We start from the raw sequence: 17,881 nt of genomic DNA on the forward strand, positions 1-17,881 counted from the left end.
GCTGACGTAGCAGAGAAAGGGAGGTTGTCCGGGAACCGCTACCCCGGAGAAGATGCCAGCGAAGCGCCAAATCCGAGGGCCCGCCTAAGAAAGCGTGCATCGACCGGCGCGGGCTCTGGCAGTCCCGGGGTGGCGGCCAGCGCATGGGTGCGGTCGTATCGGTGCTGAAGTCGGCAGTATTTGATGAATCCCGTCAAGTGCCGGGCGATGAAGAGTTCAGGCACACTCGCCTCGTCGAACTCTTCTGCGCACTCCAGTCGCAGACCGGCGTGATACTGCTCGAAGACACGGAGCACCTCTGCCAGTCGGGTGGGAGTGGGGTGAACGATGTGGTAAGTGCGCACCTCGGAGTCCACACGAGGCATGTCGCACCCGATGCGGACCATCGCCTCGGTCGCGTAATCGCTCGGCACGATGTTGAAGGTGGCGGAGGGTGACGCGTTGATCCGCAGGAGCATCTCGGTTCCCCGCAGACGTTCGGCCGCCGGCGGGATACCGGGCGCGCCCCCCTCCGCGAGGACCTTGACCATCTTCCCCAGCTGAGCCAGCGGATGTTCCGCCGCGCTGTCCGGCAGGGGCCGGTCACTTGCCACCACGCCGGGGCGCAGTACCAGCGCCGGACGCGCACGTCGGGCCGCCCACTGGCGGACCAGTCGCTCCGCCGCGTACTTCGACGCGTCGTAGTGCGTCACGAAACCGTGGACGTCGGTCAGGTCGTCTTCCAGCACCAGCCCGGCGGGCCGGTTACCCGCGACCGCCATAGTGCTCACGTGCACCAGTCGGCATGCGGGCCGCGTCTGGTCCATGAAAGCGAGAACGTGGGCCGTACCCTGCGTGTTCACTCGGAAAAGGCGCTCCCGCTCCCCTGCCAGGGCAATGTCACCCGCGCAGTGCCAGACGGAATCGACCTGCCCCGCCAGCCGGGCGTGCAGTGCCGGCGTCAGCCCCAGCCACGGCAGCGTCACATCGCCCGCGACGCACCGCAGCCGCTGCAGAGCAACGCTGTTCGCATCGCCTTGCAGGCGGATCGCCGCCACGACACGGTCGCGTAGAACCGAAGGCTCACCCCGCCCCAGTGCGACAACCTGCTGATTCCGCGTCGTCAGCAACGCATGCGCGATACGTGAGCCCACAAACCCAGTGGCACCCGTGATCAGAACGGTCACCGCTTCAGAATGAGTGAAGAAGACCAAAAGAGCAAAAGCGTATTAAATAGTATTTACATTATCGAAACTCCTCGTTCTTGAGTGAGCTGTTTCCGACCTCAGTTTGAACAGGTCGGTGCAGGGCGAGGATGACCCGAACAACCCCTGGCGACAGGTGGGGCTGAAGCATGAAGGCGGAAGTGGAACTACCCGGGACCTCATTGTGGAGAGCTGCCCTTTCCGTCGGCGCAGTGGTGACCGCTGGAGTGGTTGCCGTCGTGCTCAGAGGCACGGCCCTGGCAAGCGGCACCTGCCGCCAATCGGTGAACACCAGCGCGGTGCCGCCAACCTTGGTGAGCCGGTGCGCCTCGGTCCTGATCTGCGTGAGCCAGAAGCCGTACGACCTCTGATCCATGTTCTCGCCATGAAGTCCGGCAGCTCGTGACCGGTGACGGCTGAGGTGTATTTGTGCTTCACGGACCGGCTCGTACGTTTCTTCACCGTCCGCTCCCGAGTTGTACGGCGGGTCGGTGATCACGGCGTCGACGCAGCTGTCCGGCAGTCCGGCGAGCACGCAGAGTGCGTCGCGCTGGTGCAGGGAGAAGGCCTTGAGGAGCATCTGCCTCCGGACCTCGGCCCCACCATCGCCTGGTGTCGTGTTCATCCGGCAGGTCACTTCTGGCCGGAAGGCGGCACACCGGCATCCGCCCCGTCGTCCCTATTACGTGTCGATGCCGACAAATGGCCGGATATGCCAACAGGTCAGCAATCTCGATCAGGGTCGACACGTAGAGAGCGACATACCGGCCGGACAGATCCACCGACAAAACCGCTGGACAGTAACCCAGATCCGCTGGTCATCGTGGTGCCGACCGACAGATCTCGTCGGACTCTGCGCCCGCCGCGCTCTCGAGACACGCCTCAGCGGGCCCCCGTTTCAAGGTCCGTGAGCAAGTCGTTGAGCACCGTTTCTTCCTCGATCCGGACGCCGCACTGGGCGAGAGCGACGGCCAGGGCCGGGTCCCAGGGAGTTGCGGCGGGCGGGCCCGTCAAGTCCGGGGCTTCGGCCGCTGCGCTCACTGCTGCTCGGTAATCCGCAGCCGTGTAGCGCCACGGCCGCCAAGGGACGCTTCGCGCCAGTGCTGTGGCGATGCGCACCCCGCCCCAGTCGAAATCGCCGTGATAGAGAAGGCGGGCCCCCCGCGAAGACTGGTCGCGCAGCAACGTGAGCGCGGCAGCCGACGGTTGCCCTTGAAGGCACACCATGGGCGGGCACGCCCGGCCAAGGGTGTCGGCGGCAGCGGACAGTACCGCGGGGTTCTCGCAGATGTGAACGGTTCCCATCAGGGGAACGGCGGCAACCGGTGCGCGGCCGGTGAGAGAGCGGAGCGTCAGCACCGCCGGATCCCCGGCGTCGGCCATCCAGTCGAGGGCTGGGGTGCCGCGCAGGTTGAGGGTGAGGACGGTCGATGACAGGTCGTCCTTGAGCAGGCCTGCCGACGCCCACGCCTCCCGCCGCCACTGTGCCCCGGAGCCGTCGGGGAAGCCGGTCAGGCAACGGATGCCGGACAGAACGAGAGTGGCGAGCGGCGTCCCCTCGTCCAGGGCATGGGCGCCCGAGAGATTCCGTGCCGCGAACGTCGCCCGCGACGTCGGGGGTGACGCGGGCAGTGCACGCAACGCGCGCACCGCGGCCTCCACCAAGGGGACCGCCGCCTCTGGGGTGCGGGCGAGGCGTCGTACGAGACCGTCACCGCGGATCCGTTCGGCCCAGTGGGCCAGCTCCGCGTCGAGGGTGCCGAGCGGGGCGTACGCCTCCTTCCAGGCCTGCTCCTCTCTTTTCCGTGCCTCGGCGTGGAGTACGACCGGGCCGGCGAGGGCGACGACGGCCGACGCCAGTCCACCCGGGCTGACACCGGAGCGACGCAGGATCTCATCCACGGTGTCGAGGCGAATGCCGAGGGAGCCGCGGGCTCGCGGTGCCCGTCCCAGGAGGCGTTCGGCGGCACGGCGTTGGGATTCCTCGGGGTCGGACAAGGTGACGGAGCCGGTGAGCGGCCGTCCGCGTGCCATCCGTTGCCGCACGCGGTCGACGAACCAGGTGAGGCCGGGATCGCCGAGCAGGCGTCCGAGGCGCTCGGTGTCGACGTCGGTCCGGGCTTCTGCCGGTGCAGGCCCCCTCTGCACCTCGTCCGCGGTCCTGTCCTGCGGTGTTGTGCGTCCGGGCGCCGCCCGGCCTCCGTCGCGGTCAGGCGGGGTCGTCGCATGGTTCAGGTCCACAGGGCCCCCTGTCCGCCGGCACCGTCGACCACGGCGGTCCGCCCTGGCTCACGGGATGGACTCACAGACCCGTCGGGCCACTCGCCGGAGTCTCCGGCACCGGCGGCCACCGCAAACGCGCCCGCCCGGGCACCGGGCTCCGTGCCGCGCCGCCGTTCGCTGCCGTCCCATTCCCACCGCGTCACCAGTACGGCGTCGATGTCGTCGACACGGGAGAGCTGGGCGATGGCGATGCCCGGCACTTGGGGGTAGCAGGCCCATTCGCGTTCGCTGGTCATGACGACGTCGAGGTCGAAAGCGCGAAGCAGACCGAGGCACTTGGCGCGCGAGTCGTCGTCGACGCCGGCGAATGCCTCGTCCAGGGTGACCAGGCGCGGGGCGTGCGCGCCGCCCGCACTCGCGTAGTGCGAGGATGCGGCGGCGAACAAGGGGACAGAGGCGGCCAGTACCCGCTCCCCGCCCGAGGCGGGTCCGGTGGCCGGCACCCACTTGCCGTGCTGGTGGCGTTCGACGCCGAACTCGTGCCAGGACCGGTAGTCCAGGGCGGCGGTGAGGTCCTCCAGCCAGCTGCCGGCGCTGTCGTCGGCCTGCCGGTGGGCGATCTGCTCCTGGAGGAACGCGCCGACCGCGACCCGGTCCTCGGGTGACCATGCGTCAGCTGACTGACGCAGCCGTTCCCGGGCCTGGGCCAGTCCCTGCGGGGCCCGGCGGGACGCTCTCCACACCAGCCGCAGCTTCATGCCCGTGGAGGTCGGACGCTCCTCCAGCTCCCTGTTCATGGCGGCCACCTGCCGTTCGGCCGCCCCGATCAGTTCCTGGAGCGTCCCGGCGACCTCGGTGATCAGATGGGTCTGGAGGATCTCGCGCTCGCGTGCGGACAGGATGCGGGTCAGTTCCGCGACCTCTACGGCCAGTGCCTCGGCGAGTTCGGGCACGGCCCGTTCCCGGCCCTGGTAGACGATGTCGACCCGCATGCCGTCCTCGCTCGGGCGGGCGGTAGCGGTGTGGCCGTGCCGCGACAGCGCGTCCTGGAGCCTGCCGAACTCCTCGCTCAGGCGCTTCTGCACGCGCTCCCAGGCCGCCTCGGTGTCATCGATCGAGGAGAGCCGGGACTCCACGGCCCGCGCGAGGGCGACGGCGGGAGTCGCCGCCCACGTCGCTCCGCTGTCGTCCGGTACGTCGATGTCGGGTAGCGCGACGGCGAGCAGCCCCGTCGCGGCGAACCGCTGGAGCGCCGCAACTGCTTCCTCACGCGCGGCGGTCGCCTCGGTGACGTCCTCGGTGAGCTGCTCGATGCGTCCCTCGGCGCGGCTGGCCCGCCGGTCGGCGTCACCGTGCTCCGCCCGGGCCTGCCGCTGCTCGTGCTCGCACACCCGGGCCACCTCGGCCGTCTCCTCCAGTTGCCTCTGCAGCTCGGCGACGGCCGCTCCGACGGTGGAGCGGAGCGTCGTGAGGTGTTCGTCCGCCGCCGCGGCCACCCGAGCCGCCTCCGTGGCGCGCTCCGTGAGTTCGGACACGAGAAGTTCGGCCCGGCCGGCCTCCTCCCGCTCACCGGTCACCGCGCGCTCGGCCTCCGCGTGCTCGCGCAGTGTCGGCCACAGGGCCGCCAGGAGGGCGGTGTGGTCGGCGAGCGCCTGGCGCACGGCGCCCAGTGCCGTGTGGTCGGCGGGGAGGGCCAGGGCCGCCGCGGTGTCGGCGAGTTCGGCCGCCGCACGATCGGCCCGCTCCGCCGCCGGAGCCAGCTCCGCGGCCCGCTCGTCCCGCCGGGCCCGGGCGCGACGGACCGCTTCGGCCGCTGCGGTGACGCGTGCGTGGGCATGCCGCAGGTCGTCGTCGCCGGGCAGTGCGGCGAGTTCGGCGTCCAGCACGGCACGGCGTTCGGCCACGCCGCGTGACTCCTCGGTCAGTCGTTCCCGCTCCGCCGTCAGGTCGTCGATCTCCGCGCGCAGTTCCCCGATGCGGACGCGGCGTGCCTGCTCCCGTGCCCCTTCCCCCACGTACTGGGCGCTGTCCTTGGCCCAGCTTCCCGTGAGCGCCCCGACGCGGAAGCGCCCGTCCGCGCAGACCCAGGTGTCGTGGCCGCCGGCCTCCCAGGAGGCCTCGCCGGATCCGTCGCCGTCGCCCGCTGCCAGCCCGATCGAGGCGAGCAGGCGCGCGACCGTCTCCTCCCCCACGGCGGCGGCCCCCGCGTCCACGGGGTCGACGGCCGGGCACAGCGCGCGGTCGAGACCGGCCCCTCCGAGCAGGCCGACCGGGTCCAGCACGACATCATGGCCGTCCGCCGCGACCGCGGAGCCGTCCGGCCGCACCCAGGCGTCGAGGAGCCCCGACGCCTCCAGCGCGGCTTCCAATCCCGCCCGGTCGGTCTCGGTGACGTGCGGCCGGAAGTCGACTAGCCGCCACAGCGGAGCGCCGGGGCCCCGGTCCCGCACGCCGGGTGTGCGCGTCGAGGGAGCCGCGGGGCCGCGCTCCCCACCCGTTTCGAGGGCGGTCATCTCACCCAGCGCCTGCCGCATGCGCTCCGCCGTCGCGGCCTCGCGGTGGGTCAGTCCCGCCGCCCTGTCGGCCAGGCGGGATGCGACAGCGCGATGCGCCTCGCTCGCCGCCGTACGGGCCGGCATCGGGCCGTGCAGAGAGCTCGACCAGTCCTGTACGGCGTCCAGGACCCCGGGCAGCCCGGGAACCCGCAGCTCCGCACACCCGGAAAGACGCTCCCGCACGGCCGTGACCAGCGCCCGCCCCTCCCGGACGACGGCGCCCTCCGCCTCGGCCAGTTGCTCCTCCCTGTGCACGACCTCCTCGTCGGCCTCGTCGACGCGCAGCCGCGCGGCACGGCGCCGCTCCTCGGCCTGCTCGGCCCGCGTGACGAGCTCCGTCACGTGCTCGACGGCGCGCCGCCTGCTCGCGGTCGCCTCGTCCGCCTCCCGGCGCAGGACCGCGTCGGGGGCTCCCTCCGTCCTGGGCCGGTCGAGCCGGGCGGCCGCCGCGCTCTCGGCCACCCGGTCCCGGATCCCGTCCAACGCCTCCCGGGCTGCTGTGAACCGGTTGTCCGCGGTGGCAAGCCGGCCCAGGGCCCGGGTGTGTGCCTCGGCCGCCGTACGCCGGTCCGCCTCTGCCCGCTTCAGCTCTGCGGCCGTGCGGGAGGCGTCGCCCGCCGCCCGGTCGAGCGCGCGGGCGTCGCGCATCTCCGGCCGGGACCGCAGGGTGGCGTCCTGGGCGGCCAGTCGTGCGGCCCGCTCGTCGAGGGCGATGCCCCTCGCCGCGGCCTCCTCGCGTTCCGCCGAGGCCCGGTCTCGGTCCGCCTGCGCCCTGGCGAGTTCCCGTTGCAGGTTCTCGTAACGGGCGTGTTCGCGGCGGGGCAGGCGGGCGCGGCGCCGCGACGCAAGACGGGCGTAGCGGCGGTAGTGGTCGAGGAACGCCGTGGACGCCTGTTCGGCCTCGCGGGCCGCCCACAGTTCCTCCTTCTCCTCGTCCAACGACCGGAACGCCTCCGCCGCGTCGGCGACGACCGCCTGGTCCATCGGCGGGAGTGCCTCGGTCAGTGCCCGGGACAGGGCGGCCTCGCTGGGGCGCTTGGACAGCTGGGGCTGGCGCAGCTGGATCAGGAGGTCGACGAGGGCGCCGTAGCGCCGCTCCCCCAGCCCGAACAGGGCTTCGTCGACCGCCCTGCGGTAGGCCTTGGCTGTGTCGTAGACCATGCCGTGGCCGCCGACGGCCTCGGCGAGCCGGTCCCGTGAGAGCGCCGTCCCGGTCGCGTCCAGCAGGTCGAGGCCGGCGCCGATCCGCTGGTCGGTGACCGCGAACCAGTGGCGGGCGATGCCGCGTCCGGCGACCGCCTTCAGTCCGCACAGCAGCGTGCGGAAGTGCGCCTCTGACGAGCTGTCGTCGAGTCGTCCGAACTCGATCCAGGTGTAGCCGAGCCGTTCGGGATGGGGGTGCGCGCCGCCCAGGAGCAGGTTCCACTCCATGCGCTTGCCGGGGTCGCCGTCGGGTTCGACGCGGCGGGCGGAGAGGTCGCCGTCCAGGAGGAACGGCAGGGTGAGGGCGAGCACCTTCGATTTGCCGGTGCCGTTGTTGCCGCGCAGCAGCAGCCGGCCGTCGCGGAACCAGAACTCCTCGATGTCGTAGTGGAAGAGGTCGACGAGTCCGATGCGCAGGGGTTGCCACCGCCCGGGCGCGGGAGCGGGGAGCGCGGGTCCGGAGTTCTCGGAGCCGGGGAGCGCGGTCACGGGGTGGTTCACCTTTCGTCCTGCATGGGCGGCGCGGGTTGCCCGGGTTGCCCGGGTTGCTCGGTCGTGGCGGGCCGGCGGGCCCGTACGGGTTCCCTGACCACGGGCTCGCCGACCGCGTATCGCGCGAGGGCGGGCCGCGGTACGACGCCTCGTTCGGTGCGCTCGGCGAGTCCCAGCGCCACCAGCTTGGTCAGCGCCTGCTCGACGAGTTCGGGCTCCGCTCCCGGTTCCCTCGCCGACTTGGACCAGAACCCGCCGTGCTCCACGGCCAGTTCACGTACGCGAGCCGCCAGTTCCGCCGGTTCGACGGGCCCGTCCGCCCGGGCCAGGTGCTCCGCCAGCAGCAGGGTGATATGGCCGTGAGTTCCCTGTTCGGGCATGCGCACGTCCGTGAGGTCGTCCATCGGGTCGACCATGGCGATGCCCTCGGCCCTGGTCTCCGGGACGAGTCCCGTCAGTTCGTTGATGCGGGCGGTGATGAAGCCGCGCTGCCGGGTGAGGTAGGCCAGTTCGTCGTCGGTCAGGTCGTCGTAGTACAGCACCGGGTCGTCCAGGAGGATGCGGGTCAGTTTCCAGCGGACCGCCCGGAACCTGAGCTCGTCGCTGTCGAGGACGGTCCACGCGGTCATCTCCACCAGGCGCTCCTCGAAGCCCGCGGCCTCGACCATGGAGGGACCCCGCAGGGACGCGGGCATCCCGGCCAGCACACGCCGCCGCACGTCGTACAGCACATCGCCCGACCCGCTGACGTAGGCGTCCTCGTCACCGGCAACCCGCCGCAGCACCCCGAGTCGCAGCAGCAGGCGGACTACGGCCGCGAGGTCGAGGCGCTCGTCGCGCCGCTCCAGAGTGAATGTGATCCCCGCGGCGACGAGTTCGGGATCGGCGGCGGCCAGGACGACCTGCTCGGCGAGGCGTCCGAGCGCCACCTGCGACTCGCCCCGTTCCAGCGCGGCCAGTGCCAGGCAGAGCAGGACGTAGCGGCGGCGGGTGAACGGCAGGGCGCTGCGGGCGGCCTCACGCGCCGGGTGCGTGGCGTCGGTGAGGGTCCCCGGCGTCTTGCGCAGCCGTGCGGCATCGGCGTCCGTGCGCAGCGTCCAGCCGACGTTGCGTTCGAACCACTCCCGCAGCTCGGCGGTGTGCCGGCGCACCAGCCGGAACTCGTCGGCGTACGGCCCGTCGGCGGTGAGCAGCGGCTCCTTCAGCAGGGCGCGTGCGGCCTTCTGGAGGTCGGCCTGCCGCTGGCCGTCGAGGACCTCGGTGAGGGGGCCTTTCACCGGTCCTCCGTCAGCTGGGGGGCGGTATCCCGTCGCGGGACGGGGACGGGGACGGGGATGGGGACGAGGGCGGACGCTGGTGCCGGTACGGTGCTGTCACCGTGCCCCACCGTGAGGTCGACGATGTCGATCAGGTGGTCGGGACCGCTGAACACGCCGTCGGGGGTGTGCACTTCGGCCGTCGATCCGTCGTCGAGAGCGGTCAGCCGGATCTCCATCGAACCGTCCCCGCTGGTGGCGACCGTGGTGATGATGCCCGGCCGCCAGGTGGCGAGCGCGTCGCCGAGCAGCCGCAGGAACAACTGGAAGGCGTGCGGGTCGAGTCCGCCGAACCGGGACAGCCGCACCGGTCCGTCCGTCACGAGACGGTCCCGGGCTCGCCTGGTCTCCTCCGTCTGCCGGGCGGCGATCTCGGCGAGCCGGCGCTTCGCCTCGTCCCGGTCGGCCACCCGGCGCGGCCTGCCGCGTCGTTCGTAGCTGCCGGTGCGGCGCAATTGAGGGCTGATCCTGAGCGGTCGCGCCTCGCTCCACGGGGTGGAGGCCGGCTCCAGGGCGGCCGTCCGTTCGGCGAGGGTGTCGGCGTCGACGGTGAGGTGCCGGGAGGAGTGCAGCCCGAACGCCACGCGCCACAGCCGGTGCCGTGCCGCGTCATCCGGTGCCTGGGCGAACCAGCGCGCGAGGGTGCGGAAGTCGGCCGAGCGGTCCGAGCGTCCGGCCCGCCGCTCGTTGAGCTGCCGTACGACGGCCAGGAGTTGCGGGATCGAACCGAGCGCCCGCCCGCGCAGCAGCCTGGCCTGCGACTCCCGCCCCTCCCCCGACACGAACCACTCGGCCAGGCCGGACCACCGCCCGGTCCACCGCTCGTACGCCACCGCCTCCGCCCGCTCGGCGTCCTCGGGAGCGGCGTCGGCCGCCTCGCGGGCGGCGGCGAGCCGCAGCAGCGGACCCACCCGCTCCTGCTCCTCCAGCTCCCCGATCAGCAGAGCGATGCGCCCGCCGAGGGTGATGAGGTCCTGGATGAAGCGTTCCAGGTACTGGATCAGCCGGTCCTTGTAGGCCAGGAACGCCTCGACCTCGATGTCGTGCAGGTCGATGGTGCGCTGGAGCGAGCCCATGAAGGCGCGGGCGTTGTCGGCGAGGTCGGTGAACCGCGCCGTCAGCACGGACAGGGCGACGTACGTCTTGGCCGGGTCGGGCTCGTCCTCCGCGGCGATCACCAGGAGCGCCCGCAGCTGCGTGACGATGTCGTGCAGCGCGACCGCCTGGAGTTCGCCGCGCCGCCCTAGCACCTCGTCGTACGTCCCCAGCGCCGCCTCCGCCGCCTCACCGGCCCGGGTGAGCTGGTAGATGAACCGACGCCGGTAGAAGTCCTCGACCGCCGTCACCCGTGCGTGGTCAGGGTCGGCCCGCAGATTGCCCCACTCCACGAGCTTGTCCAACGCCTGCGTCACCGCTTCGAGGTCGGCGGGGCGGTTCCCCTCGTCCAGGGCGGCGTACACGTCCTCGGGCCGCAGATGCACCGCGAACCGCTCCTTGGCGGCGAGGAACGCCCGCATGACCTGGCGGTAAAGGGGGGCGTTGGGGGTGGTGAGGTGGGCGAACGGCGAGTAGTCGCTGGAGGTCATCTCAGCACATTCTTCCACCGCGGCCCCGAGCTCACATGGGAGTTGCGAACACGCACTCCGCCCAGACCGTCTTGCCCGGACCGCCCGGCCGGAGGTGCCAGCCCCAGTGAGTGGCGGGACCCGCGACCAGCAGCAACCCTCGGCCGCTGGTGTCCTCTGAGCCGGGGGCGGGCAGCGCTTCCGGTTCGGGTGGGGTGCGTGCGGTACGGGTGTCGGCGACCTCGATCCTGACCGTGCGGGCGGGTTCGCTCACGTGCAGGAGCAGATGGAAGTCCCGGCCGGGGACGTGGCCGTGTTGTACCGCGTCGGCGGTCAGCTCGCCGAGGACCAGCACAATCTCCTCGTGCGGGCCGGTGCCGTACGGGATTCCCCAGGCGTCCAAGCGGTTAGCAGCCAGTCGGCGGGGGGGCCGGCGCCCCGTTGGGTGGAGGTGAACCGCATCTCGAAAGTGCGGTTCAAGTCGTCGTCGGCACACGTGGGTTGGGAGGCGCCGATGGGGCTGGGGAGTTGGCTCGTCATGCCGACAACGGTGTCTTCGGTCGCGTGGCGTGACCAGTGGTGGCGCACCGGCGCGGCCCCTTGTACGCGTTGTGGCGGTACGGGTACGAGACGCGCGGCGTAACGAGGCCGCCGGGGCGGCGTTGCGCCAGGGAGGCGGCAGCGATGACCGAGGTTGCACGCGAGGGGGCCGCGACCGTGCTGGCAGACGACGCAGGGCAGGCGACGGCGGACACGTCCGGCCAGGCTGTGGTCATCACGTTCGGACAGACGATGAAGACGCTGCGGGTGCGGGCGGGCCTCGAGCGCGAGGAGTTCGGACGGCGGATCGGATACTCAGCGACCACGGTCGCGTCGTACGAGCAGGGGCGGCGGATCCCCTCACCCAGGACCATCGAGCGGGCTGACGAGGGTCCTGGACGCGGGCGGGTTGCTGACGGTGTGGAAGGAGCAGGTGGAGCGGGCTCAGTATTCGGTGTTCTTCCAGGGGATGGCGACGCTGGAGCAGGAGGCCCTTGAGCTGCTCATGTACTCCTCGGCCTGCTGCAGACCGAGGAGTACATGGGCCCTGCTCGCCATGACAGGAGCTGAGCGGACGGCCGTCTCCCTCTCTCCTGCGGCCTACAGCGTGATCCACTCGCTGGAGGTGGTCACCGCGTCAAGGACGTCGGGCAGCGGCTCGACACCGAGGCCGGGGGCCGTCGGGACGTCGAGGTGGCCGTCGGCGAGGACGAACGGCGGTGTGATGTCGGTGGCGAAGTAGCGGTGGGAGCCGGAGGTGTCGCCGGGCAGGGTGAAGCCGGGCAGGGCGGCCAGGGCGAGGTTGGCGGCGCGGCCGATGCCGGTTTCGAGCATGCCGCCGCACCAGACGGGGACGCCGTGGGCGCGGGCGAGGTCGTGGATGCGGCGGGCCTCGAGGTAGCCGCCGACCCGGGCCGGCTTGATGTTGATCACGGAGCAGGCGCCGAGGGAGATGGCCGCGGCGGCGTCGGCGGCCGACTCGATGGACTCGTCCAGGCAGATCGGGGTCCGCAGCAGCTTCGCCAGCTGGGCGTGCTGCACCATGTCGTCGTTGGCGAGGGGCTGTTCGACGAGCAGGAGGTCGAACGCGTCGAGCTTGGCGAGCTGTTGGGCGTCGACCAGGGTGTAGGCGGCGTTGGCGTCGACCTGGAGAAGGAGGTCGTCGCCGAAGCGTTCACGGACGGCACGTACGGGTGCCACGTCCCAGCCGGGCTCGATCTTGAGCTTGATCCGGACGTAGCCCTGCGCGACGTACCCCTCCACGGCGTCCAGGAGTTCGGGGACGGAGTCCATGATGCCGACGGAGACGCCGCAGGGGACGCGCTCGCGTGCCGCGCCGAGATAGGAGCCGAAGGACTCCCCGGCGGCGCGGAGCTGGGCGTCGAGAATCGCTGTCTCCAGGGCGGACTTCGCCATGTGGTGGCCGGTGAAGGGTGCCAGCGCCCGTTCCGCCGCGGCGGCGTCGACGCTGTCCTCGGGCAGAGCGGGGATGAGGAACTTCCGCAGCACGTCCTGGGCTCCGTCGACGTACTCGGAGCAGTAGCGGGGCTCGGACATGGCGGCGCACTCCGCCCAGCCCTCGCCCTCGGAGGTGACGACGCGGACCAGCAGCACGTCGCGGCTGGTCTCGACGGCGAAGGAGGTCCGGAAGGGGGCGACGAGGGGCATCGCGATGCGCCGCAGTTCGACACCGGAGATCTTCAACTTCATGGCGGGTGACTCCTGTTGGATCACTGTGGATCACTTGCTCGGGAAAGGGCTTGATTCACTTGCTCGGGGAAGGGCGTCGGACGAGGTAGCTGCGCCGCTCGTGGAAGCCGACGACGTGGGCGCCGTCGGCGAGCAGACCGCCCAGGGTGTCCCGGACGGCGAGCCGCCAGGCGCGCGCGGTGCCGGGGTCGGTCCGGCGGAGCGCCTCGATGTCGTCGGGGAGGTCGATCAGGACCGTCTCGGCGTCGGTGGAGCCGAGGAGGGGCCGGCCGTCGTGATTGATGACGCCGCGCACGGCACCGGCCGGGATGGCGTGGGCGACCGAGGGCTCCGGCGACGGGTCGGGGGCGGTCAGGTCCCAGGCGGTCAGGACCCGGTCGGACTCGTCGCCGCCGTTGATGGCGTCGTCCATGACCCCGTAGAAGGAGGTCAGGTACTGCACGGGGCGGGCGCCGAGCTTGACCAGGTTGAAGTAGGCGTTACGGCGGATGAGCGGGTCGTAGGTCCAGGTGATCCGCGTCAGGCCCCGGGCGAGCGCCCATTGCCGCTGGTGCAGCTTCAGCGCGAGTCCGATGCCGCGCCCGATGGCGGCGCCGGTGATGTGGGAGTGCAGGGTGGCGCCGACCGGGTCGGCGAAGAAGCCCACGGAGGCGCCGACGAGCCTGCCGTTCTCATAGGCGCCGGCCACATAGTTGCCCGCGTGGGACAGGGCTCGCATGATCTCGGCGGAGATGGGTGCGTGGTCCGCGTCCGTGCCCCAGATGTCGGCGTAGAGGCGGACCACGGCGTCCAGGTCCTCGATGTCGTGGAGTTCGCGGAGTTCGAGTGGCTTCATCGCAGGGCTCCGACGAGGTGGGTGAGGAGGCGGGCGCGCTCCGGCATGGTGGCGGTGCGCACGTGTTCGTGGTCGGCGTGCGCTCCGTCGCCGACGGCGCCGAGGCCGTCGAGGGTGGGGCAGCCCACCCCTGCGGTGTAGTTGCCGTCGGAGGCCCCGCCGACCGCCGCGGGGAGCAGCGGACCGAGGCCGAGGTGCTCGGCCGTGGTCACGGCCAGCGCGAACAGGTCGCGGGAGGCGTCGGCGTCCAGCGGTGGGCGGTTGGGGCCGCCGTCGATCTCCAGCCGGGCTCCGGGCAGCCGTGGCCGCAGCGACCTGATGAGCTGGTCCACGGCCTCCTGTGCGGCGGTCGTGGGCACGCGGACGTCCAGGTTCAGCCGGGCGCGCGCCGGGACGGTGTTGGTGGCGGTTCCCGCCGACATCACGGTGGGCGTGACCGTCGTGCCGGGACCGGTGTCCTCGACGAGGTTCGGGACGAGTGCGTCGAGGGCCAGGATCTGATGGGCCAGTTCGGTGGCGGCGTTGACGCCCTTCTCAGGCTCCAGGCCGGAGTGGGCGGCGCGGCCGTGGACGGTGATGTCGTAGAGGGACACGCCCTTTCGGCTGGTCTTCAGGGCCCCGCCGGGCGCCGAGGGTTCCAACACCAAGGTGGCCGCGCACCGGCGGGCGAGGTCCTCGATGAGCGCGCGGGACGTGTGCGAACCGATCTCCTCGTCGCCGGTGACCAGGATGCTCACGCCGTCGAGGGACGGCAGACCCGCCAGGGCGTGGAACATCTGGACCAGGCCGGCCTTCATGTCGAAGACGCCGGGGCCGCGGGCGATGCCGTCCGCCACCGACCAGGGGTGGGCCTTGAGCGAGCCGATGGGCCAGACGGTGTCGTGGTGGCCCAGGAGCAGGACGCGGGGTGTGCCGAAGGTCCACTGGACATGGGTGACGCCCGCGACGTCGAAGACTCGGGGCCGGGCACCGCCGAGGAGCCGGCTGCCCTGGTCGGCGACGACCCGGGCGCTGCGGGCCAGGGCCGCGTGGTCGGCGGAGTACGACTCACACGTCACGAGCTCTTCGAGGTCGGTGAGCATGGCGTCGAGCGCGGGCGGCGCGAGGTGGTCGTCGGTTGGTCCGGACGGGAAGGTCGGGTCCTGCTGCACGGATGGGTCCTCCTGGGTGGGCTGACCGCCACGCTAGGCAGGTCCGGCAGGCGGGAGTTGGTGCCGGCGTGAGAAGCCGCGCCGCGTTTTCGTACGGCGCCACCGATCCGCGGGGACGGCGGGTTCCCCGCGCCGCAGTGTGCTCAGCCGATGTGGCCGCTCAGGATCCGCCGCGCGCTCCGCCGCCGTTGGGGCCGTTGGGGCCGTTGGGCCCGCTAGGGCCGTTGGGGCCGTTGGGGCCGTTGGGGCCGTTGGGGCCGTTGTGCGGGCCCATCAGCCGCAGTTGCAGCATGGCGGCGAACCGGGCCGCCGGATCCCGCAGATCGATCCCGCCCACCTCCGCCACCCTGCGGATCCGGTACCGGAAGGTGTTGGGGTGGACGTAGACGCTCGCCGAGGCCGTGATCACGTCTCCGAAGGCGTCCAGCCACGCCCGCAGTGTCTGGACGAGATGGGCGTTGTGATCGGTGTCGTAGGCCACGAGGCGGGCCAGCGGACCGGACAACTCGTCACGGTGGGCGGCGGCGAGGTCCCTCATCTCCAGCAGCAGCGCGTCGACATGCACGTCGGCGAGGGGAGCGACCCGCCGCGACGTGCGGTGACCCAGCAGCACACGCAGCGCCCGGTCCGCGTTCCTGCGCGAACGGGCCAGTGCCGCCGGCTCGTCGGCCACCGACCCGACACCGACGACCGCACCCGGCCGGTCACCGGTGCGGTCGAGGAAGTTCGACGCGACCTGAACGGCCCGCTCCTGCGCCTGCGCGCTGTCACCGGCGGCCGGGAAGAGGGCGTACGCGACATCACCGAGCAGCGCCACGGCCGAACGGGGCTGTACGGCGGTCAGGTGCACGGCCAGCGCGCTCGTGAGGCGCTGCCGCTCGGCGGCGAGCTGCGCGTGGTCGTGGGCCGGTGCCGGGGCGAGCCCCATGGCCATGACGAGCAGCGGCTCCCCGGCGAGGCCGAGCCGGCCGAGCGCTTCCACGGCGCCGGTGCCGCCCTCCAGCGCGGTCGTGACCAGGTCGGCGCGCAGCCGGTACTCGGCGTCCGTGCCGGCCCGGAAGCGCAGCATGTGCAGGGCCACCAGCTGTGCCGCCTCCTGGAACGCCCGCTCCCGCTCCGGCGTCAGCGGCCGGCGCAGCGCCGCCCACACCGAGCCCAGCACCTCGTCCCCGGCCCGTACCGCGATGGCCACGCGCGGCAGCGCGACCTCGTCACCCAGGTTCGGCGGCGGGATGTGGACGACGCCGTCGGCGCGGTAGAGCTGCTTGAAGACGCCGTCCTCCTCATGGATCCGCAGATAGCGCTCGGGCACCTGACGGGCCAGGATGCTCGCCACCCGAGCGTCGTCCGCCTCGTCCTGCCGGCCGGAGAACGCCAGGATCCGCGAGCGGCGGTCCTCGATGGTGACGGGCGCGTCCAGGAGCGTGGCGATCGCGTTGGCGAGGGCGAAGAGGTCACCGGACGGCACCCCGCCCAGCGTCTGGTCGCCCTGCTCGCCCACGTCACCCTCGGCCAGCAGGACGCGCAGCATCGCCGCCAGTTGCGCCCAGGAAGCCCCCCGGGTCAGGGCGAGAAGCGCCACGCCCGTCTCGGCCACCGCCGACCGCAGTGCCTCCCCGTCGGCCACGGGCCCCCGCACGACGAGGGCGGTGGCGCCCTGGGCGGCCAGCTGCCGCAGGAGACCGCCGATCTGCTCGGCTCCGGTCACGCCCACACCCAGCACGACCGCGTGCTCGGGGTAGTGCTGCTCGTCGTGCGGATCGTGGATGCCTACGCCACCGAGCTCGGGGGCCGCCGCGGGGTCGCCGTGGATCAGATCCAGGAGAGTGGGGCCGAGGTCCTCGAGCACGCGGCTCAGGCTCCTGGCGGGGTGCGTCGACATGCGCCTGATCATCTCCGCAGGTTAGGACTCTCACGGGCGCGCGGGTTCGTATCCATGAACCAGAATAGGCGGCCCATTCGTCCTGTCGCACGAAACGGCACCGCGCCTCTCCCGACCGGGAGGGGCGCGGTGTGTGCCTTGCTGTGGGTGAAGTGTGAGGTGAGACGGGGGTGGGGTGCGTGGGTCCGGGTCGGTGAGCGCTGTGGAGGCGCGTCACTTCTTCGACAGGGTGATCTTCTGCTTCTCCACCGCGTGGAAGCGGGGCAGGGGCAGTCCGCCGAGGCTGTCCACGGGGTGCAGCTCCACGATGCTGGCCTCGACGTCCGCCTTGCCGTGCTTGAGCGTCGTCGGGGACGGCTGGCTCTTGTTCTTCCAGCGGTGCTGCTCGCCGTCGCACACGGCCATGGTGCCGCCGATGGCGTACCGGATGTCGGAGTCCTTCTGGCCGACGGAGGAGCTCACGAAGGTGGGGCCGACGCTGTCGACACAGCTGTAGGTGCCGGAGACGGTGACCGTGCCGTCCGTGGTCATCAGGGCCTTGGTGTCGATGGTCACGGTCTCCTTGGCGTCCGCGGGAGCCGGGGCGATGGCGGGACCGGAGGAGTCGGCGGGCGCCGAGGGGGCGGCGACGAGCAGGAACAGCGCGGTGCAGGCGGCGGTGGCGAGGGCGGGGCGTGTGGCGAGAACGCGGCGCAGGTGCATGGGACGACCTCCCGGGGTGAGCGGAGTGGGGGCCTCCACTGGTACCGGGCAGGTGCGCCTACGGGTGTGATCGTCACCCCTTCGGTGGCGAGTCCGACGCGTCCTTCGTGGCTCGGTCAGCGTGTCGTCCTCATGTTGTCCGCGTGTTGTCACGGTTCATGGCGTGCCGTTCCGATGAGTTCGCGGCGGGAGCATGGTCTACCCATTTGGACGATCCACACGGCTCGTCCGCCCTATGTGGAGGTGCGCCATGTGTTCCCACCAGCCTTCGTGCCCTTCCTCCGACGGCCACACCGCACATGTGGTGGCCGCACACCCCGAGCAGGGCTGGAACCTGCTCTGCACCGGCGCGATCGTGTTCGACGACAGCGGTGAGCTGCTGCCCGACGGCAGCGTGGTCGCACCGCACCGGGTACCGGCCGAGCGCCTCGCGATGGCGGCGTGAGCGAGAACGCCGCGTGAGCGAGAACGCCGCGTGAGCGACTGCTGGACGGCAGCCTCGCCCCGAGCGGCACTTACGGCG

Annotated in this window: 12 protein-coding genes and 2 pseudogenes; 2 read left to right on the forward strand and 12 right to left on the reverse strand. The window is 71.9% G+C overall.

Annotated features, from left to right (window positions below; translation table 11 throughout):
• Positions 1-38: 38 nt before the first annotated feature.
• The 7 genes and pseudogenes from ACHBTE_RS03415 to ACHBTE_RS03445 form a co-directional block, all read right to left on the reverse strand.
• Positions 39-1,166 carry an SDR family oxidoreductase gene (locus ACHBTE_RS03415; protein WP_394721797.1) on the reverse strand — a complete coding sequence of 376 codons (1,128 nt, stop codon included), beginning with the start codon at positions 1,164-1,166 and terminating at the stop codon, positions 39-41.
• A gap of 283 nt (positions 1,167-1,449) precedes the next feature.
• Positions 1,450-1,764 (reverse strand): annotated as a pseudogene (locus tag ACHBTE_RS03420) (DNA methyltransferase); the annotation flags it as partial.
• 302 nt (positions 1,765-2,066) lie between these two features.
• Positions 2,067-3,332 (reverse strand): TIGR02679 family protein, encoded by a 1,266-nt coding sequence (locus tag ACHBTE_RS03425; protein WP_394721798.1) that lies wholly within the window; start codon positions 3,330-3,332, stop codon positions 2,067-2,069.
• A gap of 83 nt (positions 3,333-3,415) precedes the next feature.
• A complete protein-coding gene (locus ACHBTE_RS03430; RefSeq protein ID WP_394721799.1) occupies positions 3,416-7,654 on the reverse strand; it encodes a TIGR02680 family protein in 4,239 nt (1,412 codons plus the stop codon).
• An 8-nt stretch (positions 7,655-7,662) separates the two neighbouring features.
• Positions 7,663-8,934, reverse strand: a complete 1,272-nt coding sequence (locus ACHBTE_RS03435; protein WP_394721800.1) for a TIGR02678 family protein — start codon at positions 8,932-8,934, stop codon at positions 7,663-7,665.
• Positions 8,931-10,559, reverse strand: a complete 1,629-nt coding sequence (locus ACHBTE_RS03440; RefSeq protein ID WP_394721801.1) for a TIGR02677 family protein — start codon at positions 10,557-10,559, stop codon at positions 8,931-8,933. Before ACHBTE_RS03440 ends, ACHBTE_RS03435 begins: the two co-directional genes overlap by 4 nt.
• A 31-nt stretch (positions 10,560-10,590) precedes the next feature.
• Positions 10,591-10,941 (reverse strand): ATP-binding protein, encoded by a 351-nt coding sequence (locus tag ACHBTE_RS03445; protein ID WP_394721802.1) that lies wholly within the window; start codon positions 10,939-10,941, stop codon positions 10,591-10,593.
• Positions 10,942-11,222: 281 nt separating this feature from the next.
• On the opposite strand from ACHBTE_RS03445, the pseudogene ACHBTE_RS03450 reads away from it, so the two are divergent.
• Positions 11,223-11,621, forward strand: a pseudogene (locus ACHBTE_RS03450) (helix-turn-helix domain-containing protein); the annotation flags it as partial.
• Between the two features lie 57 nt (positions 11,622-11,678).
• Here the strand turns inward: ACHBTE_RS03450 and menC are convergent.
• From menC to ACHBTE_RS03475, 5 genes are all read right to left on the reverse strand, one after another.
• Positions 11,679-12,788, reverse strand: a complete 1,110-nt coding sequence (menC, locus tag ACHBTE_RS03455; protein ID WP_394721803.1) for an o-succinylbenzoate synthase — start codon at positions 12,786-12,788, stop codon at positions 11,679-11,681.
• Between the two features lie 55 nt (positions 12,789-12,843).
• On the reverse strand, positions 12,844-13,623 hold the full coding sequence (locus ACHBTE_RS03460) for a GNAT family N-acetyltransferase (protein ID WP_394721804.1): 780 nt from the start codon (positions 13,621-13,623) through the stop codon (positions 12,844-12,846).
• Positions 13,620-14,705 carry a M20 family metallopeptidase gene (locus ACHBTE_RS03465; RefSeq protein WP_394721992.1) on the reverse strand — a complete coding sequence of 362 codons (1,086 nt, stop codon included), beginning with the start codon at positions 14,703-14,705 and terminating at the stop codon, positions 13,620-13,622. Before ACHBTE_RS03465 ends, ACHBTE_RS03460 begins: the two co-directional genes overlap by 4 nt.
• 229 nt (positions 14,706-14,934) lie before the next feature.
• A complete protein-coding gene (locus tag ACHBTE_RS03470) occupies positions 14,935-16,656 on the reverse strand; it encodes a PucR family transcriptional regulator (protein ID WP_394721805.1) in 1,722 nt (573 codons plus the stop codon).
• 213 nt (positions 16,657-16,869) lie between these two features.
• The gene (locus tag ACHBTE_RS03475; RefSeq protein ID WP_394721806.1) at positions 16,870-17,358 is read right to left on the reverse strand and encodes a DUF6299 family protein; all 489 of its coding nucleotides are present in this window, start codon (positions 17,356-17,358) and stop codon (positions 16,870-16,872) included.
• Positions 17,359-17,608: 250 nt separating this feature from the next.
• On the opposite strand from ACHBTE_RS03475, the gene ACHBTE_RS03480 reads away from it, so the two are divergent.
• Positions 17,609-17,803, forward strand: coding sequence for a DUF5999 family protein (locus tag ACHBTE_RS03480; RefSeq protein WP_394721807.1), 195 nt, complete (start codon positions 17,609-17,611; stop codon positions 17,801-17,803).
• Positions 17,804-17,881 lie beyond the last annotated feature (78 nt).

The organism is Streptomyces sp. M41 (genome assembly GCF_043673425.1).
In the GTDB taxonomy this organism is placed as follows: Bacteria; Actinomycetota; Actinomycetes; order Streptomycetales; family Streptomycetaceae; genus Streptomyces.

Coding starts and splice junctions, on each gene's coding strand:
- ACHBTE_RS03480 (WP_394721807.1), top strand. CDS start 17,609: ATGTGTTCCCACCAGCCTTCGTGCCCTTCCTCCGACGGCCACACCGCA.
- ACHBTE_RS03475 (WP_394721806.1), bottom strand. CDS start 17,358: ATGCACCTGCGCCGCGTTCTCGCCACACGCCCCGCCCTCGCCACCGCC.
- ACHBTE_RS03440 (WP_394721801.1), bottom strand. CDS start 10,559: ATGACCTCCAGCGACTACTCGCCGTTCGCCCACCTCACCACCCCCAAC.
- menC (WP_394721803.1), bottom strand. CDS start 12,788: ATGAAGTTGAAGATCTCCGGTGTCGAACTGCGGCGCATCGCGATGCCC.
- ACHBTE_RS03465 (WP_394721992.1), bottom strand. CDS start 14,705: ATGCTCACCGACCTCGAAGAGCTCGTGACGTGTGAGTCGTACTCCGCC.
- ACHBTE_RS03460 (WP_394721804.1), bottom strand. CDS start 13,623: ATGAAGCCACTCGAACTCCGCGAACTCCACGACATCGAGGACCTGGAC.
- ACHBTE_RS03470 (WP_394721805.1), bottom strand. CDS start 16,656: ATGTCGACGCACCCCGCCAGGAGCCTGAGCCGCGTGCTCGAGGACCTC.